Here is a 24,761-nt window from a genome sequence, read left to right as displayed (position 1 = left end):
GGCCACGCCTTGCGGCTCGCCTTCCGGCGTTGCGGGTGGCGGCTGCTTGGGGGTTTGCTGACTCATTTCTTTCCCTGGTTGCGCGCCTTCAGGCGCAGGAGCATGGCGGCGGCGGCGGCCTGCTCGCCGGCCCGGCGCGATGCACCGATGCCGCGCTCGCTCCATCCAAGCTCTTCCACCGTGCATTCGACCTCGAAGGTCTGCTTGTGCGCGGCGCCGAGCGTGGCGGCCACCCGGTAGGCGGGTAGCTTCATTCTGTGGCCCTGGAGCCATTCCTGCAATTCGGTTTTCGGATCTTTCGCGGCAGCATCCATGCTGGCGCTGATCTTGACCGGCTCGTACAGTCGGTGAACCAGGGCCTGAGCGGACTCGTAACCGGCATCGAGGTAGACCGCACCAATGACGGCCTCGAGGGCATCCGCCAATATCGATGGCCGATTCTGGCCGCCAGAGCGGGCCTCGCCCTCGCCCAGGCGCAAGAGCGAAGGCAGCGCCAAGTCGAGGGCCAATCGGTGCAGGGTGTCCTGCTTGACCAGATTGGCGCGCACCCGCGAAAGATCGCCTTCAGGCAGTTGCGAAAGGCGGTTGTACAGAAGGTGAGACACCGCCAGGTTCAACACCGAGTCACCCAGGAATTCGAGGCGCTCGTTGTGATCGGCAGAAAAACTTCGGTGCGTGAGTGCGCGCTCGAGCAGGCGCACATCGGAGAACCGATGCCGAATGCGCGCTTGGAGCGCGGCCAGAGCGCTTTCCGACACAGTCCAGAGACGACGGCTTGCCGAGACTAGCTCGACCTACCCTCGTACTTGAGCAAAAGGAATGCCGGTCCGAAGAGGTGAATTTCCTTCTCGTAATTGAAGGACACCACGACCTTGTCGCCGACCTTCTGGACGACGAGATCCTTGCCCGCGACGGCATTGAAATCGTCGATGGCCTGCGCCCGATCGAAGATGGCGCGCACTTCGGGGACCGTTGTCCCTTCCGCTGCCTTCTTGGATGCTTTGAGGATGGCCTGGTACTCGATCAGCGTCGGGATCACCTGCGCGACGACGACGCCTACGCAACCGATGACCACCGCCACGAACAACAGACCGATGAACGAGATACCACGCTGACGCGCGGCGCGACCCCAACGCAACACCCTCATGCCATTGACCCTCTAAATATTGTTTTGCGGAATTTCAATTACTGAAACGATCCGATGCGCCCGAAATTCCCAAAGTTCATCCAGATGAAGAACGCCCTGCCGACGATGTTCTTGTCCGGAACGAAGCCCCAATAGCGCGAATCCAGCGAATTGTCCCGGTTGTCGCCCATCATGAAGTAATGACCGGGCGGCACCTTGCAGACAACGCCTTCAACACTGTAACGGCAATTGTCACGATTCGGGAACTGGGAAACCTCCGCTTCGGACAATCCCGCCCGGCGTGTCTCGTCATTGAGAATCTTGTGTTCGACGCCTGTCAGGTTTTCGTTGTATTCCTTGAGGTAGCGCATCGTCTCCTCGTCGAAATAGTCGGGCATCGCGTCCTTCGAAACCGCTTGCCCGTTGATCGTGAGCCGCTTGTTGAGATAGGCCACCTCGTCGCCCGGCACACCCACAACCCGTTTGATGTAGTCGAGGCTTGGCTTGGGCGGATACCGAAAAACCATCACATCGCCCCGCTTCGGAGGCGTGCCATCGGTGATCTTCTTGTCGATGATCGGCAGGCGCAGACCGTAGGTGAACTTGTTGACCAGGATGAGGTCGCCGGTGAGCAGCGTCGGCATCATCGAACCTGAAGGAATCTTGAAAGGCTCGAACAGGAACGAGCGCAGCAGGAACACGGCCAGGATCACCGGGAAAAGCCCTGCCGTCCAATCCAGCCACCAGGGCTGCATGAGCAGTCGCTCTTGCGCCTTCGGGTCGACCGTGTCGGTTTGCCTGATGCCTTGGCGCGCGAGCTCGTCAGTGCGCTCGGCGAGGTTGCGCTCGTAGTTGCTGGCCGCCTTGCGACGGCGCGGCAGGAAATAAAGACGCTCTGCCAACCAGTAAAGGCCCGTGACCACGGTCGCCAGGAAGAGCAGCAGCGCGAAGTTGCCTTCGACGGCACCGAAATACCACGCGCCGATATAGCCAGCGAACGCGGCCAGGATGATGGAAGTGATGAAGGGCATTGTTCTTCTTAGTCTTCGACTTGCAGGATCGCCAGGAAGGCCTCTTGGGGCACTTCGACCGAACCGATCTGCTTCATGCGCTTCTTGCCGGCTTTCTGCTTTTCAAGCAGTTTTCGCTTGCGGGTGATGTCGCCACCGTAGCATTTGGCCAGCACGTTCTTGCGAAGCGCCTTGATTGTCTCACGCGCGATGATGTTGGCTCCGATGGCAGCCTGGATGGCGACGTCGAACATCTGACGCGAAATGATCTCTCGCATCTTGCTCACCACCGCCCGGCCGCGGAACTGGGCCTGGGTGCGGTGCACGATGATGGACAGGGCATCCACCTTCTCGCCATTGAGCAGGATGTCGACCTTCACCACGTCGGATGCACGATATTCCTTGAACTCGTAGTCCATCGAGGCGTAGCCGCGGCTGACCGACTTCAGCTTGTCGAAGAAGTCGAGAACGATCTCGCCCAGCGGCATCTCGTAGGTCAGCATCACCTGCCGCCCGTGATAGGCCATGTTGATCTGCACACCACGCTTGAGGTTGGCCAGCGTCATCACCGGACCCACATAGTCCTGCGGCATGTAGAGGTGGACGGTCACGATCGGCTCGCGAATTTCCGCCATGCGGCCAACGTCAGGCATCTTCGATGGGTTTTCGACCATGATCACTTCGCCGTCGACCTTGGCCACCTCATACACCACGCTGGGCGCGGTGGTGATCAGATCCTGGTCGAACTCACGCTCCAGGCGCTCCTGCACGATTTCCATGTGCAGAAGACCAAGGAAACCGCACCGGAAACCAAAGCCGAGCGCTTGGCTCACTTCTGGCTCATAGTGCAAGGAGGCGTCGTTGAGCTTGAGCTTTTCCAGCGCGTCGCGCAGTTGGTCGTACTCGCTCGCCTCGGTCGGGTATAGCCCTGCGAAGACCTGCGGCTGGATCTCCTTGAATCCAGGCAGCGGCTCGGTGGCAGTGGCAGCAGCGCCACCGGTGCCGGTCTTGACCAGTGTGACGGTATCGCCCACCTTGGCCGCCTGAAGCTCCTTGATGCCAGCGATGATGTAGCCCACTTCGCCAGCTTCGAGCGAATCGCGTGGCGAGTTGCCTGGTGTGAAGACACCGAGGTTGTCCGCGTTGTAAGTGGCACCCGTCGCCATCAGTTTGATGCGCTCGCCCTTGCCCAAGCGGCCGTCGACGACGCGCACGAGCATCACGACACCGACGTAGGGATCGAACCAACTGTCGATGATCATGGCGCGCAGCGCTGCATCGGGGTTCCCGCGCGGCGCTGGCACCTTGGCAACGATGGCCTCCAGAATTTCGTCGACGCCCATGCCGGTCTTGGCCGAGCAGGGAATCGCCTCCGATGCGTCGATGCCGATTACGTCCTCGACTTCGGCCTTCGCGTTGTCCGGATCGGCTTGCGGCAGATCCATCTTGTTGAGGACTGGCAGGACTTCGACACCGAGGTCGAGCGCCGTGTAGCAATTGGCCACCGTCTGTGCTTCAACACCTTGCGATGCATCGACCACAAGGAGCGCGCCCTCGCAGGCAGAAAGCGAACGAGACACCTCGTACGAGAAGTCCACGTGACCCGGCGTGTCGATGAGATTGAGGTTGTAGACCTTGCCGTCACGCGCCTTGTATTGCAGCGCTGCGGTCTGCGCCTTGATGGTTATCCCACGCTCGCGCTCGATGTCCATCGAGTCGAGAACCTGCGCTTCCATCTCGCGATCGGACAAGCCGCCGCAGCGTTGGATCAAGCGATCGGCGAGCGTCGACTTGCCATGGTCGATGTGCGCAATGATCGAAAAGTTTCTGATGTGATTCATCAACGGGAAGGCTTAAGTACTTGAATTGGCTTGCAGCACAGGCGAGCAGGCAAGAAAAAAGGGCGCGTCCTCTGGGAGACGCGCCCTGAACCAACAAGCAATGGCAACTGCAGTAGTTGGAGCTTCATTGTAGGGAAAAAGGCGCCGGAGTACAGCCAAGAGCATCCACCGAAGCCCTCGTTGCAGCCCCACAACATCGAACTTATATACATCTTATCCACAGGACGATGGCGAAGCTTAGGGGACAACTTGTGGGCGATCTGTGGAGTGTCGGTGGACTGTCACATCCCATCTCGCATGGTGAACATCCCCGAAAGCTATATATGCCCTGCCATCGGGAAAAGCAGGCGATTCTAACAAATCGTGTCGTTGCAGAATCTCGAAGTAAGTTTGCGCAGACTTACTTGACGCAATCTCGTCCAAGGATTTTTTTGTCGCACGTGGCCAAAGGCGCATAAAAAGTGACCCCAATCCCGACTGGAAGTTGGGGCCACTTGACGGCGCCGAGATCAGCGGGACGGCCGAACCAGAGCGTACTGGGCCCAGTCTCCACGGCGGAACAACATGTTGACTGGCTTGGATTTGTCGGCCTTCGACAAGGCGTTGTTGAACTCCTTGACGTTGCTGACCTCCACGTTGCCCACGGCAAGGATCACGTCGCCTTCACGAAGGCCGGCACGTGCAGAAGCGTCGCCCGCAGCTTCCACCAGCACGCCACCCTTGACCTTCAATTCGCGTTTCTGCTCTTCGCTGAGGTCCGCCACCTGCAAGCCCATGGCCTTGGCCACGGGGGACGCAGCAGACTCGGTCGGCGTCGGCTCTTTCGGTGCCTGAGCCTTCGCTTGCTGCTCGGTTTCGAATTCACCGACGGTCACCTTCAGTTCGATCGTCTTGCCGCGACGGAACACCGAGACCGTGCTGTTCGAGCCCGGCTTGGTGTTGCCGACCAACCGGGGCAGATCGCTTGGCCGGTCGACCTTCTTGCCGTCGAATGCCGTAATGATGTCGCCCGCCTGGATGCCCGCCTTTTCGCCCGGCGAACCTTCTTCGACGCTGCGTACCAGTGCGCCCTCGGGCTTGCCTAGGCCGATGGATTCAGCCACGTCCTTGGTCACTTGATCGATCTGCACGCCAATACGTCCGCGCGAAACGCGGCCGGTGGCGCGCAATTGATCGCTCACTCGAGCCGCTTCATCGATGGGGATCGAGAACGAGATGCCCATGAAGCCGCCAGAGCGCGAATAGATCTGGCTGTTGATGCCGATCACCTCGCCTTGCATGTTGATGAGCGGCCCACCTGAATTTCCGGGATTGATGGCAACGTCGGTTTGGATGAAAGGCAGGTAATCCCCGGTGTCGCGCTGCTTGGCGCTGACGATCCCGGCCGTGACGGTGTTGTCCAGGCCGAACGGCGAGCCAATGGCCATGACCCATTCGCCCACCCGCAACTTGGAGACGTCGCCCACCTTGACGGCCGGCAATCCGGACGCCTCGATCTTGACGACGGCAACATCGGTACGCTTGTCCGCGCCCACGATCTTGGCCTTGAACTCCCGCTTGTCCGGCAGAGTGACCAGGACCTCCGATGCGCCGTCCACGACGTGGGCGTTGGTCATGACGAAGCCATCGGTCGTCAGGATGAAGCCAGAGCCGACACCGCGAGGGCGTTCTTCTTCCCGGGGCTCCGAACGACCTCGAGGGCCTGGCCCACCAGGATTGGGATTGCCCGGGAATGGCTGACCGAAGAAGCGGCGGAAGAACTCCTGCATCTCTTCGTCCATTTCGGGACCGCCTCGCCGCGTGACTCGTTCCACGGTCCGGATGTTCACGACCGACGGCCCGACCTTGTCGACGAGGTCCGTGAAATCGGGAAGCGCGCGGGTTTGCGCGGCTGCTGGCGTCACCGGTGCGAAGCCCAGGGTGACCCCCAAGCTGAGCGCGCCGACCATCAGCAGTGTGCTGACTTTTCCTTCAACTCTTGAAAGCATGATCTTTTTTCGATTGACTAAAAGTGACAGTCCGCGAGGGTAAGCGGCAGTTGCGCTCTGCATCAGCGAGCAATGCGCTCGATCGTGGCCGCGAAGCGCTCGAGCGTCTGTGGCGGAACTTCGCCCACCGCTGTGAGCCACCAGTCCCCTCCACCGTCCGACAGACGCCGCGTAAGCGTATAGGTGGCCCCCAACGCAAGCAAGCCCTCTTTGGCAGCACGGTCCGGGTCGTAGGGCTCGAGGAACAGCGACACCGAGGCCAGACCATCCGAGAAGATGCACTGAGTGGTGCGTGGCGTTTGACCACTGGCGCCCATTGCCCGGCGCAGACACCGCATCGACCGGAAGCCGGGAACCGGCTCCTTCAATGCCCACCCTTCGGCCTGCGCCGACGTGCGTTCTACCTGTACTTTTTCCATTCGGTAGCCCTCGGTGCGCGTCATCATCTGCGACAACTGGGCCACGCTCACAGGTGCATCCAGCTCCAACTCTGAAAACGCGGATTGCTCGACGACTCGTCCGTCGACGGCAAGGGTTTGCAATTTGGTCAGCAGGCCTGTTCTCTTCTCGACCCAGATGCGATAGCCGAAACGCAAGCTGTCGCGCGGCACCAGTTGAATGACGTCGGTGGCATAGCCAGCAACGCGTCCCTTGCCCAACTGCTTGACCTCGTAATGCTGAGCAATGTCGTCATCGGGCTTCCCGACGCTGGGAAACTGTTCGAAGTCGCTTCGCTTTTCCCTGCGCACCACGCGGCTGTCTTCAAAGAACGTCACCACCTGGTCGTCATGCCGGAAGGTAGAGCGCGGTGGCCCCGTCAGGGTCTCGACGCGTTCGACCTGCGTGTTCGCGATGCGATCGCAGGCGTGCCAGATGCGTGCACTGGACAAATCACCGCCTGGCGCAGACACGACGAACGTCCCGATATAGGAATTGGCACGCGATGCCTCGTGCATGCGCTTGAGCCACGCCACAAGCCCGCTTGATGCGCCCGGTCCAGCCGCCCCTTCTTCCTGGATAGCAGGCGACGACTGCGCATGCGCGGCAAGCGCAGCGCCCAACGCCAAGGACATCCACAAGAGCCATCGAAGGGACGAGCGCGGGAGATAGATCATGCGGCGCGGCGTGACGACTGAACGATCAGCGGCTGGGAGCTTCGAAGGTGGCGTTGCGCAGGAATGAGGAAGGCATGGTCGACGCGCCGCCTGCCTGCTGATGCGCCTCCAGCAACGCATCGAGGCGCGGATCCCGCAGCATTACCTGTGGGCGCTGCCCATCGCCCACCAGGACGCGCGCGCCGGGCACCAGTTGAGGTGAAGAAGCCGCCGGGACTTGTTGTGCCAATTGCGCCGAAGCTGGGCCCTGTGAGGAAACGCCGGTCCAATTCCAAGCCACGGCCGCCACGGCAGCAAGCGACGCCACGCCGGCCAGCATCTTCCAGCGAAAGACCGGTTCGTTGGCGGCTTCCTTGGGCTCGATGACACCCCCCTGGCTTGAAGCAGGCGCGACCACCTCTGCGGTAAGCCGCGTGCGAAGGCGCGTCGTGAATTCGGCCGAATCCGCACAGACCGTGTGAGCGCCCGTCCGCAGGACGTCACCGATCAAGTGATAAGTGCACCAGGCCTGCCGCAACTCGTCCGCAGAACTGATCTGCCCGACCAAGCGGGCGACGGCCTGAGCGCTATTGGCGTGTATTTCCCCGTCCGCCAGAGCGGAAATCTGCTCGCGCGTGCTGTCATCGTTGTTCATGTCTTCACCTGACGTGCTACCACCGTTTGCCGGATTGGCTGTCCAAGAGAGGTTTAACCCGGGCCGAAATCGCCTCTCGGGCACGAAAAATACGCGAACGTACCGTCCCGATCGGGCAATTCATCACCTCAGCAATCTCTTCGTAACTCAGGCCCTCGATCTCGCGCAGCGTGATCGCCTGGCGCAATTCGGTAGGCAAAGCGTCCATCGCGTCGTTGACTGCGGCCGCAATTTCCTTCGCGGCGAGGATGGTGTCGGGGCTTTCGTCCGTGGTTGGTTCGTTTCCAGGCCGGTAAGTTTCATCATCGTCGTCACTCGGACGCAGGGCGGCTTCGCTGACCGTCGGGTCGCGCTTCATGTCGACCAGGGCCTTCTTGGCGGTGTTGACGGCAATGCGATAGAGCCACGTATAGAACTGAGCCTCGCCCCTGAACTGATGCAAAGCCCGATACGCACGGATGAATGTCTCCTGGGCGATGTCCTCGACCAAGTCGACGTCGCGCACCATGCGACCGATCAGTCGCTCGATGCGACGCTGGTACTTCACGACCAGGAGCTCGTAGGCCCGGCTATCTCCGGCAAGAACCTGTTGAACGAGTTGGTAGTCGGCGTCCGCCGGCCGGGGCGCCGGCTCCTCGGATGGAGGCGGGGGAGGCGCTTCCGCACTCATGGCGAGGCTCGGGATATTGCAGCAGCCTTGGCCCGACCTGCCGCTCCGCCATAGAGCGCCCGCCTAACGTCGGGCCAACGCGCTGGGTGTGCAGCACGTTCCACCCACACCCAATGCGTCCTGCCCGCTTCAGACCTCAGGCGTGCCAGCATGAGCGACTGCAGATCAAGGTGGACCACGGCGGTTGTTGCACGCAATCGCGCTCCGCTGCCTTGTTCGATGTGCCAGCAGCGGCCATCCCACAGCAAGCGAGAGGCGCGGCCCGCGAAGACGGCACGCCATGCGCCGGCAGCCGCGGCGAACAGCGCCAGTGCCAACAAGCCAGCCCGCCATGGAGTGCCTTCGGCCGATACACACCAGAGTGCACAAGACCCTGCACCCATTGCCCAGAGGCAGAGCAAAAGGCGCTCGGCCAAGGTCGAGCGCCCCACCGGATAGTTCACCGATGGGGCGCTTCGCATGGAGGGCCTGGATTCAGTCAGTTGCGAAACTCAGGCGCGCTTGAGCACCAGCGTGCCATTGGTGCCACCGAACCCGAAGTTGTTCTTGACCGCGACCTCGACCTTCAGGTCGCGCGCCTCGTTGGCGCAATAGTCGAGATCGCACGCCGGATCCTGATTGAAGATGTTGATCGTGGGCGGGCTCTTCTGATGATGAAGCGCCAGCACCGTGAAAACCGACTCGATGCCACCCGCGCCACCCAAGAGGTGGCCCGTCATCGATTTGGTGGAATTCACGATCATCTTCTTGGCTTGATCGCCGAAGGCAGCCTTGATGGCATTGGTTTCGTTGACGTCTCCGAGCGGCGTCGACGTGCCGTGCGCATTGACGTAACCCACTTGATCGGCATTGACACCGGCGTTGGCCAGCGCATTGACCATCGAGCGGCGAGGTCCATCTACGTCTGGCGCAGTCATGTGATAAGCATCGCCGGACATGCCGAAGCCAGAAAGCTCGGCGTAGATCTTCGCGCCGCGCGCCTTGGCGTGTTCGTATTCCTCGAGCACCATGACACCCGCGCCCTCGCCAAGCACAAAACCGTCTCGGTCCTTGTCCCATGGGCGCGAAGCCGTTTTTGGATCGTCGTTGCGCGTGCTGAGCGCGCGCGCTGCCGCAAAACCACCGATGCCCAGCGGGGACACGGTGGACTCTGCGCCACCGGCAATCATGACGTCGGCGTCGCCATATTCGATCATCCGGGCTGACATACCGATGGCGTGCAAGCCGGTCGTGCAGGCCGTCACGACGGCAATGTTCGGGCCCTTGAAGCCGAACTTGATCGATACATGGCCCGAGATCATGTTGATGATCGAGGCAGGAACGAAGAATGGCGAAATGCGGCGAGGACCGCGATTGGTCAACTCAGCGTGCGTCTGCTCGATCATCGGCAATCCGCCGATGCCCGAGCCGATGTTGCAACCAATGCGAAGCGCCAAGTCCGGCGACAGCGCTTCGCCGGTGGGCAGACCGCTGTCTTGCACCGCCTGGACGGCCGCGGCCAACCCAAGGTGAATGAAGCGGTCCATGTGACGCGCTTCCTTCTCGGGAATGTATTGGGTGATGTCGAAGCCCTTGACCTCACCGGCAAAGCGGCAAGTCAAGTTCGAGGCATCGAAACTGCTGATCGTGTCGATGCCGGAGCGACCGGCCAACAGGTTGGTCCAGGCCTCCGCGACGGTATTTCCGACCGGAGCCAGGCAACCCAGCCCGGTCACGACAACGCGGCGTTTGGTCATGCCGGCAAACCTTTCTGGGGAAAAGACACCCGCTTTTGCGTCGCACTCGATGGGATTGGAGGCGCCGCAAGCGGATTTTGGCGAGGCCGCTCAGGCCTTCTGATGCTTGACGGCGTAGTCGACGGCGTTCTGCACAGTGGTGATCTTCTCGGCGTCTTCGTCGGGAATCTCGATACCGAACTCGTCTTCGAGCGCCATCACCAGTTCGACCGTGTCCAGCGAGTCGGCACCCAGATCGGCAACGAAGGCCTTCTCATTGGTGACTTGGGACTCTTCGACGCCGAGTTGCTCGGCGATGATTTTCTTGACACGTGCTTCGATATCGCTCATTTGGTTCCCTCTGAGGGTTGTAAGTAAACCGATGGATTTTAGCGGGACAAGCACCTGATGCCGTTGCCCGCTGCTTGGGAGAAACCTGACCCTGTCAGGGCTACATGTACATGCCGCCGTTGACGTGCAGTTCCTGGCCCGTCACATAAGCGGCTTGCGGAGAGGCCAGATAGGCCACGGCATGTGCAATGTCAGCTGGTTTGCCCAGATGCCCGAGCGGAATCTGTGACAAGAGAGCTTGCTGTTGCGCCTCGGGCAGCGAGGCGGTCATGTCCGTCTCGATGAAGCCCGGAGCCACACAATTGACCGTGATATTGCGGCTACCGAGTTCGCGTGCCAATGCGCGCGTCATGCCGGCCACGCCCGCTTTCGCCGCGGCATAGTTGGATTGACCAGGGTTGCCAGACGCACCCACCACGCTGGTGATGTTGATGATGCGTCCATATCGCTGCTTCATCATCGGTCGAATGACCGCGCGCGACAGGCGGAAGACCGCCTTGAGATTGGTGTCGAGCACAGCGTCCCAATCGTCGTCCTTCAGACGCATGGCCAGCGTGTCGCGCGTGATGCCGGCATTGTTGACCAGCACGTGCAGACCGCCGTGAGCCTTGACGATCTCGTCGATGAGCGCATCGGTGGCCGCCAGGTCGTTGACATTGAAGGCACGGCCTTCGCCACCGTAGGGCGCAAGCCCAGCGGCAATGGCGCCGGCGCCCTGCTCCGTCGTCGCGGTGCCGATGACCTTGTAGCCGCTACGCGCCAACTCCTGGGCGATGGCGGAACCGATGCCACGGCTGGCTCCGGTCACCAGCGCGACCTGACCTTGAATGGAAATCGTGTTGCTCATGAATTCAGGCCAGTTGCTGGCGGACATCGGCCAAGGAGGCCGGATCAAAGATGGCGCCCGAAACCAACTCGGGTGCAATGCGTTTTGCCATGCCAGCCAGGACTTTGCCCGGACCGCATTCGATGATGGCCTGCGCGCCTCGTGCCTGCAAGGCCTGTACGGTCTCGACCCAGCGGACCGGACCCGCGGCCTGGCGCACCAGCGCATCGCGGATTCGAGCCGGATCGGTCTCGACCTGCACGTCGACATTGTTCACCACAGGAATCTGTGGAGCAGCCAGTTCGACCGACTCCAAGCGCTCACGCAGCGCATCGGCAGCCGGCTTCATCAAGCTCGAATGGAAGGGAGCGGATACCGGCAGCAGCAACGCACGTTTGGCGCCATTGGCCTTGAGCAGTTCGCACGCCTTGTCCACGGCGGCCTTGCTGCCAGCAATGACGGTCTGCATCGGATCGTTGAAATTGACGGCCTCGACGACCTCGGAGGAACCGTCGCCGAACGATGCCATCGCCTCGGCGCAACCGGCGACAACCTTGGAAGAATCCATGCCCAGCACGGCCGCCATGGCCCCGACACCAACCGGTACAGCTTGCTGCATGGCCTGTGCACGAAAACGCACCAGCGGCGCCGCCTGCGACAACGTCAAGACGCCAGCGGCAACGAGGGCCGAGTATTCGCCCAGCGAATGGCCCGCGAGCATCGCTGGCTTGGAGCCGCCTTCGGCCAGCCACACGCGCCAGGCAGCAATCGCGGACACCAGCATCACAGGCTGAGTGTTGGTGGTCAGAGCAAGCGCTTCCTTGGGGCCTTCGTGAATCAGGCGAGCGACATCTTCGCCAAGCGCCTCGGAGGCCTCTTCCAGAGTCGCACGCACCTCGGGATGATCGCCCCACGCGTCCAGCATGCCGACGGACTGCGAGCCTTGGCCCGGAAAAACAAAGGCAAACGAATTCATTGTGTTGATGTCTCCAATCCGGCGCCGCGGCCATCGGTCGCAAGCGCCGCAGAACTCACATGTCCAGGAGCACGGCACCCCAGGTGAAACCTCCGCCAACTCCCTCGAGCATCACGGTTTCGCCCGGCTTGACCTTGCCGCTGCGTACTGCTTCGTCGAGTGCCAGGGGAATGGATGCCGCCGACGTATTGCCGTGCTCGTGCACCGTCACCACCAGCTTTTCAAGCGGGAGCTTCAGCTTCTTCGCCGTCCCTTCCATGATGCGGATATTGGCCTGGTGAGGAATCAGCCAGTCGATGTCGGCATCGGTGCGACCCGCCTTTTGCAGCGTAGCTCGAGCAGCCTCTTCGAGCACCCGCACCGCGAGCTTGAACACAGCCTGGCCATCCATGTGCAGGAGCGGCTTGCCGAGCACTTCGCCACCGGAGACGTGTCCAGGCACGCAAAGAATGCCGACGTGCTTGCCGTCAGCATGCAGGTCGCTCGCCAGGATGCCAGGAGTTTCGCTCGCCTCGAGCACTACAGCGCCGGCGCCATCGCCAAAGAGCACGCAGGTGGTGCGGTCATTGAAATCGAGGATGCGGGAAAACACCTCCGCACCAACGACAAGGGCGCATTTGACGCCATTGGCTCGGATCATGGCGTCGGCCACCGTCAATGCATAGACGAAGCCGCTGCACACGGCCTGCACGTCGAATGCCGCGCATCCAGCAATGCCAAGCTTGTTCTGCAAGATCGCCGCAGTGGACGGGAACACCATGTCGGGCGTGGAAGTCGCGACGATGATGAGGTCGACATCTTGCGCGGTCTTGCCGGCGGCCTCGAGCGCGTGTCGTGCCGCCTCGAAGCCAAGATCACTGCTGCTGACATCGGCTGCGGCGAAATGGCGCGCTCGGATGCCCGTGCGCTCGACGATCCATTGATCAGATGTTTCGATTCCACGTTGCGCCAACTCGCGCGCAAGGTCATCGTTGGTAACGCGGCGGGGTGGCAAAAAACTGCCGGTGCCGGTGATTCTTGAATATTTGGCCATCAATCCTGGAGCGCTGTCACTTCGGTCTGCGCGTCGGCGTCCGCGCGCCCCAGCAGCGGAGCGGCATGTGCAATGCGGGCACGAACGCGTTCGAGAAGGTTGTTGCGGGCGGCATCATAAGCGCGATCGAGCGCGTATCCGAAAGCCAGTGCATCGGCCGACCCGTGGCTCTTGAAGACGAGCCCACGCAAGCCAAGCAGTGCTGCTCCGTTGTAGCGCCGATGATCCAATCGCTTTTTCAAGGCACTTAAGACCGGATAAGCCAAGATGCCAGCCAGTTTGGTCAGTAGATTGCGCGAAAACTCCTGCCTCATGTAGCCGGAAATCATCGAGGCGACGCCTTCACTCGCCTTCAACGCCACATTGCCGACGAACCCATCGCAAACCACAATCTCGGTCGTACCTTTGAAGATGTCATTGCCTTCAACGTTCCCGTAGAAGTTGAGATCCTGGGATTGCCCTGCCTCGCGCAGCAATTGAGAGGCTTTCTTGATTGTCTCGCTGCCCTTGATGGCTTCTTCGCCGATGTTTAGCAACCCAACAGATGGAGACTCATTGCCGGTCAAGGCAGAAACCAGCGCGGAGCCCAGCACGGCGAACTGCAAAAGATCTTCGGCGTCGCAGTCGACATTGGCCCCAAGGTCGAGCACCGTCGTGGCACCACCCTTCATGTTGGGCAACTGGGGCGCAATGGCTGGCCGATCGATGCCATCCATCGTCTTGAGCAGGTAACGTGCAATCGCCATCAGCGCGCCGGTATTGCCGGCAGAGACGGCCGCTTGAGCTGCACCATCCTTGACTTGCGCGATGGCCACGCGCATCGAAGAATCCTTCTTCCTCCGCAGCGCGACCTCGACAGGATCGTCCATACCCACAACCTCGCTCGCCGTCACGACGCGGCAGCGCGGGTGGGAAAAATTCGACAAGGCCTCGGGCTTCCCCACGAGGACCAACGCAGCCCGCTCATGGCGCGCGAGAAATGCTTCGCACGCCGGCAGGGTCACCGATGGGCCGAAATCGCCGCCCATGCAGTCGACAGCCAAGGTGACCGTCGAAAGAGGCGCCGATTCAAAAGGGGAAGGCGTAGCCATCAAAACAAAGGCCCGACGCTACAACCTGGGTAGCCTCGGGCCTGCGCCTGTAGATACGATCAGGCTTCGGACTTGGTCTTGAGCACCTTGCGACCACGATAAAAGCCATTGGGGCTGATGTGGTGACGCAGATGCGTTTCGCCCGTAGTGGGCTCGACGGCGATGCCGGGAACGCTCAGAGCGTTGTGCGAACGGTGCATGCCGCGCTTGGAGGGCGACTTCTTGTTTTGCTGGACGGCCATGGTCGGCTCCTGGAATTCGGTTGGTTGCTTGAAGTGAACTCGGTGCTCGTGGGGCGCGCTTTCGACAGCAATCTGCCATCGATTTCGGCTGATTCGGCATTACCTTAATCGGCATTGCCTCGCTTGACTAGCTTCTTTGAATCAGAAACCGCCACTGTCCCGGGAACTTCCCGGCGCCTTTTTGCAGCCACTTGGCACGAACGAAGCCTTCGATTATAGCGCATGCGAGGTATTTGGGCCAGATGCTCCAATGCACCTCACTTCTTTTCTCGGCGAAGCTTGTCCAATGCGGCAAACGGGTTGGGCTTTTTCTGTTCCGCCTCTTCGAAGTCGGCATCAACGGCGGAGGCCGGAAGCGACTCCGGACAGACGTCGTGAGTCGGAGTGACGGGCAACGACATCAGCAGTTCGTCCTCGATCAAGCCCTTCAAGTCGAATTCCCGGCTGACGACGAGGACATCTTCCTCGACTTCCTCGTCCAGGGCGGCGGCCGTTTCTTCGTCCGCCACAAAGCGGAACCAGCGGTCGACTTCGAGAGGCACGCCCACGGGTCCGAGGCAACGCTGACAAACCAGGGGAACGATCGCCTCTGCGAAAAGGTGCAACCACGGCTCGGAACGCCCGGCACTGTCCCGACGGGATTCTCCAGCCGCCTCCCATTGCACTTCCGACTGCTCCAATGAAGCATCCGCTGGCTGTACGGTTTCGGCCGACAGGCGCGGAAAGCGCGACAACGAGTCCTGTCCGGCCAATCTGGCAGAGGCGTCGGCAAATGCGGCGACGTCCAGGCGCTCCGGTGCGAAAGCTCTCTTCATGGGAGGCAGTCTACCGCCTCGAGTACACAAATCGGCCCGTTCGCGCACAATCGTCCGCCATGCCAAACAGGTCCGTCATCCTCGCATCCACGTCGCGCTACCGGCGCGATCTCCTCGAACGTCTTGGCATCCCTTTCGAGGTTCAGTCTCCTGGCGTTGACGAGACCCCTCTTGAAAACGAATCGCCACGCCAACTGGCCGAACGCTTGGCGTTATCCAAGGCCGAAACCGTGGCGACGCGATTTCCCGCCGCCGTCGTCATCGGCTCAGATCAGGTTGCCGATCTCGATGGTGTTGGCCTCGGAAAACCGGGAACCCATGAACGAGCGGTGGCGCAGTTGCGCCAGATGCGTGGCCAGACGCTGGTTTTCCAGACCGCCGTTGCCGTGGTCTGCCAGGAGGCCAATTTTCGCCAGCGCGCCATCGCACCCGTACGCGTGGTGTTTCGCGACTTGAGCGACGAAGCCATCGAGCGGTATCTACGGGCCGAGCAGCCCTATGACTGCGCTGGAAGCGCCAAGAGCGAGGGCATGGGCATCGCTCTGCTCGATGCGATCGAGAGCGACGACCCCACGGCTCTGGTCGGGCTGCCCTTGATTCGCACCTGCCGAATGCTGCGCGCCGCCGGGGTGGCCCTGCTTTGAACACCACCGGCACTCTCTATCTCGTGCCTGCTCCTTTGGACTTCGGTTGCGAAGTCCAAGTCCCCTTGCAGGAGACCCTTCCCGCGGGAACATTGGCGACTGCCGCTCGCATCACGAACTGGGTCTGCGAGAACGCCAAGTCTGCACGGGCTTACCTCAAGCGAGTGAACGAACTCCACCCGCTGGCAGCGCCCTTGCAGGCGCAATTCCTTCAGGAGTTGCCCCGGGAAGTTCACAAGAAAGGCGACCAGGCCGTGCAATTCGATGCGCGGGCGTTGCTGGCGCCGGCTCTGGCAGGTCATGACATGGGACTGCTCAGCGAAGCCGGCATGCCGGCAGTGGCCGACCCAGGAAGCTCGGTCGTGCGGGCAGCCCATGACGCAGGAGTGCCCGTCGTGCCTTTGTCAGGGCCCGTGTCGCTGCTGCTCGCACTCGCGGCCAGTGGCTTGAACGGCCAGAACTTCGCCTTTGTCGGCTATGTGCCCCAAGACACGGCGCAGCGGGCTCAACGGATCAAGGAACTGGAGTCGCTGGCTCTGCGCACTGGTCAGACGCAACTGTTCATCGAAACGCCCTACCGCAATGGCGCCCTGCTCCAGGCGCTGATTCAAACCTTGCAGCCCGGCACACGGCTCGCGCTCGCCACCGGACTAACGCTTGACGGGGGCAAGGTCAGTTGCAGCACCGTCAAGAATTGGCGCGCACGTCAGGAAGCGGCAGACCCGGGTCGCCTTCCGACTGTGTTTGCCATTGGCGCTTGACCTTCTTCCTATCAACGACTTGCCGCGGCGCGACGCTTGGCGCCAAAGATGGACCGGTCAGCGCAGCGAATAGCCACTGCGACCCATCGCGCCTACGGCCGAGTCGGCAAGCGTGGCGCCGAAGCGGCGAACGAGGCGTTCCGCCACGTTTTCATGCCGGGTGTAATCCTCCACCTTCTCGGCCTTGACGACTTCGCGCGCCACATAGTCGAGGCTGCCCAATTGATCGGCCAAGCCGATCTCGACGGCTTGCTCTCCTGTCCAGAACAGACCGCTGAACAGCCCCGGCGTCTGTAGCTTCAGGCGATCGCCGCGGCCGGCCTTCACCACGCTGATGAACTGCTCGTGGATCTGATCGATCATCTTCTGGGCATGAGCGCGCTGCTCGTCGTTCATCGGGCTGAAGGGGTCGAGAAAGCCCTTGTTCTCACCTGAGATGATGAGGCGGCGCTCCACGCCAACGCGATTCATGATGCCCGTGAAGCCAAATCCGTCGATCAGCACCCCAATGCTTCCGACCAGACTGGCCTTGTTCACGAATATCTTGTCGGTGGCCGAAGCGATGTAATAGGCCGCCGACGTGCAACTCTCCTCGACCACCGCATAGACGGGCTTCTTGTACTGCGCCTTCATGCGCCTGATTTCATCGGCGACGATGCCCGCCTGAACCGGACTGCCGCCCGGAGAATTGATCAGCAAGACCACCGCCTTGGCAGCGCTGTCCTCGAAGGCGCTCTTCATCGAGGCGACGATGGCCTGCGCGCTGGCGTCCGCGCCATCCGAAATTTCACCCTTGATCTCGATCATGGCCGTGTGCGGCGCGGTGGACGCGGCCGTCGTTGTCGCACTGCGCGACATCCCGACCCAGATCACGACGGCGATCAGCACCAACCAGGCAAGCCGGATCCCGATCTTCCAGCGGCGCGCCGCCCGCTGTTCGGTCAATGCCGCAAATGCCAGCCGCTCCAGCGTGTCTCGCTCCCAAGCCCGCCGCGAATGGCCGTCGCCGCCCGAAGTGGAACTGCCGGTTGCCACCGTGGCGGCATGAGGATCGAGCCCCCTGGGCTCGGTGCGGGTCGATTCGGTCATGGGGTGGTCAGAATGCGAGAGGCTTGAGGTTCCAGTCAGTATGCCAGTGCACCACGCCATCGCGCTCGCTCATGGCAATCTTGACCAGTCCCCCTCGGCAAGGGCCGCCAGCGCATTCGCCCGTATCCGGACGGTAGACGGCGCCATGCGTGGCACAAAGAAGCCACTGGCCGGAGTCATCGAAGAATTGATCAGGCCTGAAGTCCATTTCCATCGCGACATGACTACAGCGATTGAGGTAGGCATGAGGCGCACCGTCGAAGCGCACCGCGAAAGCGCGGCAGCTTTGTCCACCGTAGACCACGTCGAATGAGACGGCAATGCCGCCCTCCGAAAGATCAGCTGAGTTGCACAGCGGGATCGCTTCGGGGTCGAGGCTCATTTCAACGGCTCCTGTGCCAGCGCTCAGGCGTGGCGGACCAACCAATCGTGCAGGCCGGCCACTGAATGCGCCACAAACAAAGGCCCGTGCTCGTCGAAGCTGTCGGGCTCGTGCGCGCCGTAGCTGACGCCGACACTCGCACAACCAGCGTTGCGCGCCAGCTGAAGGTCGTGGGTGGTGTCCCCGATCATGAGCGTGCGCGCCGGGGAGACGCCCTGCTCTTCCATGAGTTCCAAGAGCATGCGCGGGTGGGGCTTGCCTGCCGTCTCGTCGGCAGTCCGGGAGCCGTCGAAGCGGCCCTCCAAGGCGGTCGTCGCCAGCGCTGCATTCAGGCCGGTTCGCGATTTGCCCGTTGCCACAGCCAGCTTGAAACCCCGCGCGCGCAAGGCATCGAGCATGGGCAAGACACCGTCGAAGAGCAGCAACTCATCTTGATAACGCGTGTAGTGGAAGCGGTAACGCGCGCCCAGTTCGGCATAGCGTTCGCGCGGGAGGCCGGGCGCGACCTTCGCCAGCGCTTCGGCAAGACCAAGGCCAATCACCCACGAAGCCTCCCGGTCTCCGGGCCGTGGCCCTCCCACATCGACCACCGCAGCCTGGATGCTGCGAACAATGATGGCGGTCGAGTCGAACAGAGTCCCGTCCCAGTCGAAAGCAATGAGATCGAAGCGGCGATCGACGCGTTCAGGCAGAGGCATAGATATCGGTGAGGATGGCGGGATCCAGCAATGTCGCAAGCTCTGAAGGAAGGACGGCCTGGAGCTTCATTGTCTCGCCGCTGACCGGATGCGTGAAGCGCAGGCGCCAGGCGTGCAAAAACATGCGCTTGAGGCCCGCCTTCTGCAAAGCGCGGTTGAGCGCAAAGTCGCCGTATTTTTCGTCGCCGGCGATGGGGTGACCTGCGGACGCGAGATGCACACGGATCTGGTGGGTCCGCCCCGTCTTGATGGTCACAGCCAGAAGACTGAGGGGCAGGGCCTCATCGCCCAATTTTGTGCGAGCGACCACGCGCACCAGCGTCACGGCTCGCATGGCGTCCGGGTGGTCCTTTGCGACGACCCGCACCCGGCGCTCACCCTCGGCCTTGCCGTCCGCTGCACCAGCGACCAGGTATCGGGCCAGCGAGGCGTCGAGCACCTTCTTGTTGTCGGGCCAGTCGCCCACGACCAGCGCGAGGTAGACCTTTCCGGTCTCGCGTTCACGGAACTGTTCCTGAAGATTGGTCAGCGCGCTGCGCTTCTTGGCCACCAGCAAGATGCCCGATGTTTCCTTGTCGAGGCGGTGCACCAACTCCAGAAAGCGAGCCGCAGGGCGAGCCGAGCGCAATTGTTCGATCACGCCGAAACTGACGCCGCTGCCGCCGTGCACGGCGACGCCGCATGGCTTGTCCACAGCGAGCAGGGCGTCGTCTTCATGCAACAGGGCAAATTCGCGCGCGGGCGCCGCGGGGGCCACTTCGGTCGAACGCGCCGATACGCGCATTGGCGGCAAACGAACGAGGTCGCCCTCTTCTACGCGGGTTTCGGCCTGCGCCCGTCCCTTGTTCACACGCACCTCGCCCGAGCGAATGATGCGATACACATGGGTTTTCGGAACGCCCTTCAGTGATCGGAAGAGGAAGTTGTCCAGCCGCTGGCCGGCACCGGATTCGTCGACCGTCAGATGCCGGACAGCCTGCGCATCCGAACCCGTTCGCGCCTGCGATGTCGCAGGCCCTGGCTTCCCACCTATAATGTTCTTCACCAGCGCGGTCTAGTAAGTGCTTGATTTAAGCGAAGAAGTTTAGAGCACAAGGAGGGGTCGCGCCGGAGGTCGATGCCGCTTTTCCAGCGTGATTGCAAGCCTCGTGCCCCAGCACCGCAGGTGGCAGTTGCGCCGGACGAGCCAAGGCGACGCCCACGAAACACCTTACGGAATTCCCAGCCGGTAGAAGTCTTCTGCCGGCGGATCGAAGCGAGCAATTTGTGTTGATGATGCTGATTCAATGGGTGCTGCACCGGTTCAGACCGGTGGTGGCGGCCATGGAGTCGGCGTTTGTGCGAGCGCAAAGCGCGACGCCCAAGGCCGCCCGACCGGCAGTCCATCGGCACGACATCTGGCTTGTGCCCATCCACGCGCCCCCACTTCGGTTGACGAGCTAGCGCTCGGCAGCCGGCATGTCCGCATGCCGGCGTGCAACGCGCAACCGTGGTCCAGGGCAATCCCGTCGTTTCGCGAGTGGTCGTCCGTGCATCGTTGGCCCGTCATGGGCATGTGACAGCGATACAAAACAAGGACAACGCATCATGAAACGGATGCTGATCAACGCCACGCAGGCCGAAGAGCGCCGCCTGGCCATCGTCGACGGGCAAAAGCTGCTCGACTACGAAATCGAGATTGAGGGGCGCGAACAGCGCAAGGGCAACATCTACAAGGCGGTCGTCACGCGCGTCGAGCCATCGCTCGAAGCCTGCTTCGTCGACTACGGCGAGGACCGCCACGGCTTCCTGCCGTTCAAGGAAATCTCCAAGCAGTACTTTGCCGATGGCGTCTCGTCCAATTCGGCGCGCATCAACGAGGCGATCAAGGAAGGTCAGGAACTGATCGTCCAGGTGGAAAAGGAAGAACGCGGCAACAAGGGCGCCGCACTCACCACCTTCATCTCGCTGGCCGGACGCTACGTCGTGCTGATGCCCAACAACCCGCGCGGAGGCGGCGTGAGCCGCCGAATCGAGGGCGACGACCGGGCCGAACTCAAGGAGGCGATGGACCAGCTCGAGTACCCCAAGGGCATGAGCATCATCGCCCGCACGGCTGGCATCGGCCGTAGCGCCGCCGAACTGCAGTGGGACCTGAACTACCTGCTGAAGCTGTGGAGCGCCGTCGACGGCGCGGCCAAGGGCACCAAGGGCGCCTTCCTGATCTATCAGGAGTCGAGCCTGGTGATCCGCGCCATCCGCGACTATTTCAACAATGACATCGGCGACATCCTGATCGACACCGACGACATCTATGAACAGGCCAACCAGTTCATGGCGCACGTCATGCCGGAGCACGCAAACAGGGTCAAGCGCTACCGCGATGACGCCGCCCTGTTCTCGCGCTTCCAGATCGAGCACCAGATCGAATCGGCCTATGCCCGTACGGTGCAGCTGCCCAGCGGCGGCGCCATCGTGATCGACCACACCGAGGCCTTGGTGTCCATCGACGTCAACTCCGCCCGCGCGATCAAGGGCGGCGACATCGAGGAGACCGCCACGCGCACCAACCTGGAAGCCGCCGACGAAGTGGCACGCCAGATGCGCCTGCGTGACCTGGGTGGCCTCATCGTCATCGACTTCATCGACATGGATGAGTCGAAGAACCGCCGCGAGGTTGAGAACCGCCTTCGCGACGCACTGCGCCAGGATCGCGCGCGGGTGCAGTTCGGCTCGATCAGCAAGTTCGGCCTCATGGAAATGAGCCGCCAGCGCCTGAAGCCGGCGCTGAGCGAAGGTGCTTCGGTGCCCTGCCCGCGCTGCGGCGGATCGGGCCACATCCGCGATACGGAATCGAGCGCGCTCCAGATCCTGCGCATCATTCAGGAAGAATCGATGAAGGACAACACGGCGGCCGTGCATGTGCAGGTGCCGGTGGAAGTCGCGTCCTTCCTGTTGAACGAAAAGCGTCCCGAGATCGCCAAGATCGAGTTCAAGCAGCGCGTCACCGTGCTGATGGTGCCCAACAAGACGCTCGAGACGCCCAACTACCGGCTTGAGCGCCTCAAGCACGACGATCCGCGCCTCGACCATGTGAAGGCCAGCTACAAGATGGCCGAGGACCTGGAAGATCAGGCCGACGTCACCCGTCGCTCGCAAGAGCCGACCAACCGTCAGACCCCCGTCATCAAGGGTGTTCTGCCCGACGCGCCAGCACCGGTCGCCACACCTCGCCCTCAGGCGCCGGTCAAGGCACCCGAAGCCCCCGCGGCAGCACCTGCGGTGGCAGCAGCGATTCCGGCCGAGACCGGCTTCATCGGCTGGCTCAAGAGCCTGTTCGGCGGCAAGCCCCAAGCGCCCGTCGCCGCACCAGTCGCACCCGCCGAAGAGTCCCAGAAACCCGGTCGCGCCGAGGGCCGCCCTGGGCGCGAACGCGCCAACCGCGGTCGCGATGGCGAACAGCGTCGGGGTGGACGTGATGGCGAAGGCCGAAGCAGCGAAGGTCGTGATGGCCGCGGCGAACGCCGGGGTCGCAACGGCGACGCCCGCCGTGAGGGGCAAGGCGCCAGCCGCGACACGCGCGAACAACAACCTCCCCGCGAGGCGCGCGAAGGCGCAGAGGGCCGAGACCGCCGTGAACCCCGTGCTCCGCGTGAAGGTCGTGAGGGCCGCGAAGGTCGTGAAGTCCGCGAAGGTCGTGAAGGCGAGCGTCGCAATGGGCGCGGCGAGCGTCGCAACATGGGCGAGTCCCGCCCCGCCCAAGGTCTGGCGGACCCGTCTGCCGAAGCACCTGCGGAGCTCTTGAACAGCACCCCCACGCAGGTCGACGACGCGGTGGAGCAGAACCGCGGCGAACGCGGTCAGCGCCCTCGCAGGGAGCGAGCTGAACGCGGCGGCGGCGAGCGCGGAGATCGTCCGGCGCGCCAGGAACGACGTACGGACAATGCAGTCGAGTTCGCCGAGCCGCAAGACGGCGTCCAGGCAGCTATTTCGGCGGATGCGGAAGGTGCAACTGAAATTGCTCCTGGCGCAGACCAGGATCGTGAACCGCGCCGCCCCCGTTCGCGTGACCGCTACGGCCGCGACCGCCGCGAGCGTTCACCGCGCGAAGGCGACGCTGCGCCTGGGTTCGATGCCGCGGCGCAAATGCCTGAGGCCGACGCGCCGGCTGCATTGACCTCGGAGGCGCCGCTCGCGGCGGCATCCGTGCCTGTCGTGCCGGAGTTGGACCGCCGCGCCGCGACACCCATCCAGGTTCCGCCACCAGCGCAGCAACCCGACCCTCGCGCCGGCATGCCCCGCGTGACACCGTTCGAGCTGCCCCTGGCCGATCTGGCCCAGATCGCTGAAGGGTCCGGACTTCATTGGGTGAACTCGGACGCCGAACGCGTCGCCCAAGTCCAGGCAGCCATTGCCGCCGAAGTGAAGCCGGCGCACATCCCGCGCGAGCGTCCCGCACCAGTCCAGATGGACTTCGGCAAATTGATCCTGGTGGAAACGCGTCGCGACCTGTCCGACGTCATCCTTCCGTTCGAGGGACAGGCCTCCGCCGACCCTAGAGTCTGAGGCCAGTGCCAGCGGCTTTTACGCCGCCTCAAACGCAAAGCGACCAGAAGAAATTCTGGTCGCTTTTTCTTTTGCCGCTTGCTGTGCCACCCAACGTACTGGGTAACGTTTTTTCATAAGTTGGCGCATACAAACCACAAACATGAGCAGATTGTCGTTACTCGTGATAGAAACCAAAGGACTACTTTTTGCGCGCACTGTTTTGGGGCAATCGGGCACGTTTCAGCACAGATTCCCTTGGTGGCCAGGTCATATTCCCCATTTGGCTTACACCGTTAGAAAGCAAGACAAAGGTTCGCATTTATGTTCAAATTCTTTCCCGTAGTAGCAAAGCGTTACATCACCCTTGGTTCCCGCTGAATGCTGCCTCGCCGACCCGTATAAGGAAGCTGCATGTTCCGCCCTGATTCCAGTGCACATGTTCACATCGACCGCCAGTTCCCGTCCGATGGAGGCAGCCATTCATCGCCTTATGTGGCGCCGGCAACTGCTCGCCGTCTGAACCTGGTTGAACGATTTGCCAAGCGCACGGTGGACATCATTGGCGCACTGCTGTTCTTTGTCCTGCTCGGCCCGATCTACCTCGCCACCGCCCTTTGCATCCGCTTGAGCATGGGCAGCCCCGTCCACTTCGGCCAGGTGCGTCTCGGACAGGGCGGCCGACGCTTTCGCTTCTACAAGTTCCGCTCCATGCTGGCCGACTCCGACGCGGTGCTCGAGCAATACCTGAGCAAGAACGACGTTGCCCGCACGGAGTGGGACACGTTCCAGAAGCTGCAGAAGGACCCGCGCATCACGCCGATGGGCAACTTCATCCGCCGGCTCAGCCTGGATGAACTTCCCCAGTTCTGGAACGTGCTCAAAGGCGACATGAGCCTGGTCGGACCGCGCCCGTGCATGGAACGCCAGCGCACACTCTATGGTCGCAACTGGCCCCAATATTGCGCTATGAAGCCCGGCATCACCGGCTTGTGGCAGGTCAGTGGACGCAACCGACTGCCCTATGCCAAAAGGGTGGAGCTCGACGCATACTACGTGACGAACTGGTCCCTCTGGCTGGACTTCAAGATTCTGCTCAAGACCTTCATCGTGGTCCTGAAGCAGGACGGCTGTCATTGATTCGATCGGCGGCGCGCCGCCCAGGGCGAGCCGGGCCGACGCCTCTGACGTCGTAGCAGCCCGATTGCCTACCGTTCAACGCAAGTGCGA

At 62.2% G+C, this 24,761-nt stretch carries 24 protein-coding genes; 4 read left to right on the top strand and 20 right to left on the bottom strand.

The genetic code is table 11. From position 1 onward, the window contains the following. Positions 1-62: 62 nt before the first annotated feature. The 16 genes from rnc to QTH91_RS03585 all read right to left on the bottom strand — a co-directional run bounded on the left by rnc (position 63) and on the right by QTH91_RS03585 (position 15,433). Positions 63-758, bottom strand: coding sequence for a ribonuclease III (rnc, locus tag QTH91_RS03660; protein WP_286658665.1), 696 nt, complete (start codon positions 756-758; stop codon positions 63-65). A gap of 26 nt (positions 759-784) precedes the next feature. Further along, positions 785-1,147, bottom strand: a complete 363-nt coding sequence (locus tag QTH91_RS03655; protein WP_286658664.1) for a DUF4845 domain-containing protein — start codon at positions 1,145-1,147, stop codon at positions 785-787. Between the two features lie 38 nt (positions 1,148-1,185). Continuing rightward, entirely contained in the window at positions 1,186-2,157 is a 972-nt protein-coding gene (lepB, locus tag QTH91_RS03650; RefSeq protein ID WP_286658663.1) for a signal peptidase I, read from the bottom strand. Positions 2,158-2,165: 8 nt separating this feature from the next. After that, the gene (gene lepA, locus QTH91_RS03645; protein ID WP_286658662.1) at positions 2,166-3,977 is read right to left on the bottom strand and encodes a translation elongation factor 4; all 1,812 of its coding nucleotides are present in this window, start codon (positions 3,975-3,977) and stop codon (positions 2,166-2,168) included. 509 nt (positions 3,978-4,486) lie between these two features. Further along, on the bottom strand, positions 4,487-5,965 hold the full coding sequence (locus tag QTH91_RS03640; RefSeq protein WP_286658661.1) for a DegQ family serine endoprotease: 1,479 nt from the start codon (positions 5,963-5,965) through the stop codon (positions 4,487-4,489). A gap of 62 nt (positions 5,966-6,027) precedes the next feature. Further along, positions 6,028-7,080 (bottom strand): MucB/RseB C-terminal domain-containing protein, encoded by a 1,053-nt coding sequence (locus QTH91_RS03635; RefSeq protein ID WP_286658660.1) that lies wholly within the window; start codon positions 7,078-7,080, stop codon positions 6,028-6,030. 25 nt (positions 7,081-7,105) lie between these two features. After that, positions 7,106-7,714 carry a sigma-E factor negative regulatory protein gene (locus QTH91_RS03630; protein WP_286658659.1) on the bottom strand — a complete coding sequence of 203 codons (609 nt, stop codon included), beginning with the start codon at positions 7,712-7,714 and terminating at the stop codon, positions 7,106-7,108. Between the two features lie 16 nt (positions 7,715-7,730). Next, positions 7,731-8,384, bottom strand: coding sequence for an RNA polymerase sigma factor RpoE (rpoE, locus tag QTH91_RS03625; protein WP_286658658.1), 654 nt, complete (start codon positions 8,382-8,384; stop codon positions 7,731-7,733). A gap of 491 nt (positions 8,385-8,875) precedes the next feature. Continuing rightward, a complete protein-coding gene (fabF, locus tag QTH91_RS03620) occupies positions 8,876-10,120 on the bottom strand; it encodes a beta-ketoacyl-ACP synthase II (protein ID WP_286658657.1) in 1,245 nt (414 codons plus the stop codon). A gap of 90 nt (positions 10,121-10,210) precedes the next feature. After that, positions 10,211-10,450 carry an acyl carrier protein gene (gene acpP / locus QTH91_RS03615; RefSeq protein WP_286658656.1) on the bottom strand — a complete coding sequence of 80 codons (240 nt, stop codon included), beginning with the start codon at positions 10,448-10,450 and terminating at the stop codon, positions 10,211-10,213. Positions 10,451-10,550: 100 nt separating this feature from the next. After that, on the bottom strand, positions 10,551-11,297 hold the full coding sequence (fabG, locus tag QTH91_RS03610; RefSeq protein WP_286658655.1) for a 3-oxoacyl-ACP reductase FabG: 747 nt from the start codon (positions 11,295-11,297) through the stop codon (positions 10,551-10,553). A gap of 4 nt (positions 11,298-11,301) precedes the next feature. Continuing rightward, positions 11,302-12,252 carry an ACP S-malonyltransferase gene (gene fabD, locus QTH91_RS03605; RefSeq protein ID WP_286658654.1) on the bottom strand — a complete coding sequence of 317 codons (951 nt, stop codon included), beginning with the start codon at positions 12,250-12,252 and terminating at the stop codon, positions 11,302-11,304. A 55-nt stretch (positions 12,253-12,307) separates the two neighbouring features. After that, positions 12,308-13,285, bottom strand: coding sequence for a beta-ketoacyl-ACP synthase III (locus tag QTH91_RS03600; protein ID WP_286658653.1), 978 nt, complete (start codon positions 13,283-13,285; stop codon positions 12,308-12,310). After that, positions 13,285-14,376 (bottom strand): phosphate acyltransferase PlsX, encoded by a 1,092-nt coding sequence (gene plsX / locus QTH91_RS03595; RefSeq protein ID WP_286658652.1) that lies wholly within the window; start codon positions 14,374-14,376, stop codon positions 13,285-13,287. Before plsX ends, QTH91_RS03600 begins: the two co-directional genes overlap by 1 nt. 59 nt (positions 14,377-14,435) lie before the next feature. Continuing rightward, positions 14,436-14,618: a 50S ribosomal protein L32 gene (gene rpmF / locus QTH91_RS03590; RefSeq protein WP_286658651.1), complete on the bottom strand. Its 183-nt coding sequence runs from the start codon at positions 14,616-14,618 to the stop codon at positions 14,436-14,438. A 257-nt stretch (positions 14,619-14,875) separates the two neighbouring features. Continuing rightward, positions 14,876-15,433, bottom strand: coding sequence for a YceD family protein (locus QTH91_RS03585; protein WP_286658650.1), 558 nt, complete (start codon positions 15,431-15,433; stop codon positions 14,876-14,878). A 59-nt stretch (positions 15,434-15,492) separates the two neighbouring features. Here QTH91_RS03585 and QTH91_RS03580 point away from each other — a divergent pair, with 59 nt between their 5' ends. Both QTH91_RS03580 and QTH91_RS03575 read left to right on the top strand, forming a co-directional pair. After that, a complete protein-coding gene (locus QTH91_RS03580) occupies positions 15,493-16,077 on the top strand; it encodes a Maf family protein (RefSeq protein WP_286659602.1) in 585 nt (194 codons plus the stop codon). Next, positions 16,074-16,838 (top strand): SAM-dependent methyltransferase, encoded by a 765-nt coding sequence (locus QTH91_RS03575; protein ID WP_286658649.1) that lies wholly within the window; start codon positions 16,074-16,076, stop codon positions 16,836-16,838. The genes QTH91_RS03580 and QTH91_RS03575 overlap by 4 nt, the downstream gene beginning before the upstream one ends. A gap of 57 nt (positions 16,839-16,895) precedes the next feature. Here QTH91_RS03575 and QTH91_RS03570 read toward each other — a convergent pair whose 3' ends face one another. The 4 genes from QTH91_RS03570 to QTH91_RS03555 are packed head-to-tail and all read right to left on the bottom strand — an operon-like array spanning position 16,896 to position 20,052. Beyond that, positions 16,896-17,927 (bottom strand): S49 family peptidase, encoded by a 1,032-nt coding sequence (locus tag QTH91_RS03570; protein WP_286658648.1) that lies wholly within the window; start codon positions 17,925-17,927, stop codon positions 16,896-16,898. Positions 17,928-17,934: 7 nt separating this feature from the next. Beyond that, a complete protein-coding gene (locus QTH91_RS03565) occupies positions 17,935-18,309 on the bottom strand; it encodes a Rieske (2Fe-2S) protein (RefSeq protein WP_286658647.1) in 375 nt (124 codons plus the stop codon). 23 nt (positions 18,310-18,332) lie between these two features. Further along, positions 18,333-19,007 carry an HAD-IIIA family hydrolase gene (locus tag QTH91_RS03560; RefSeq protein ID WP_286658646.1) on the bottom strand — a complete coding sequence of 225 codons (675 nt, stop codon included), beginning with the start codon at positions 19,005-19,007 and terminating at the stop codon, positions 18,333-18,335. Further along, a complete protein-coding gene (locus tag QTH91_RS03555; protein WP_390368483.1) occupies positions 18,994-20,052 on the bottom strand; it encodes an RluA family pseudouridine synthase in 1,059 nt (352 codons plus the stop codon). The genes QTH91_RS03560 and QTH91_RS03555 overlap by 14 nt, the downstream gene beginning before the upstream one ends. A gap of 542 nt (positions 20,053-20,594) precedes the next feature. Between QTH91_RS03555 and QTH91_RS03550 the strand changes: the two genes are divergently transcribed. Together QTH91_RS03550 and QTH91_RS03545 are read left to right on the top strand one after the other, a co-directional pair. Beyond that, complete coding sequence (locus QTH91_RS03550; protein WP_286658645.1) at positions 20,595-23,552, top strand: Rne/Rng family ribonuclease; 2,958 nt, start codon at positions 20,595-20,597, stop codon at positions 23,550-23,552. 393 nt (positions 23,553-23,945) lie between these two features. Beyond that, positions 23,946-24,671, top strand: coding sequence for a sugar transferase (locus QTH91_RS03545; protein WP_286658644.1), 726 nt, complete (start codon positions 23,946-23,948; stop codon positions 24,669-24,671). The last annotated feature ends 90 nt before the right edge of the window (positions 24,672-24,761 follow it).

This window comes from Variovorax dokdonensis (assembly GCF_030316895.1).
GTDB classification, from domain to species: domain Bacteria; phylum Pseudomonadota; class Gammaproteobacteria; order Burkholderiales; family Burkholderiaceae_C; genus Variovorax; species Variovorax dokdonensis.
The sequence above is the reverse complement of the archived record's forward strand: the minus strand, read 5'-3'. Positions and strand labels throughout refer to the sequence as shown.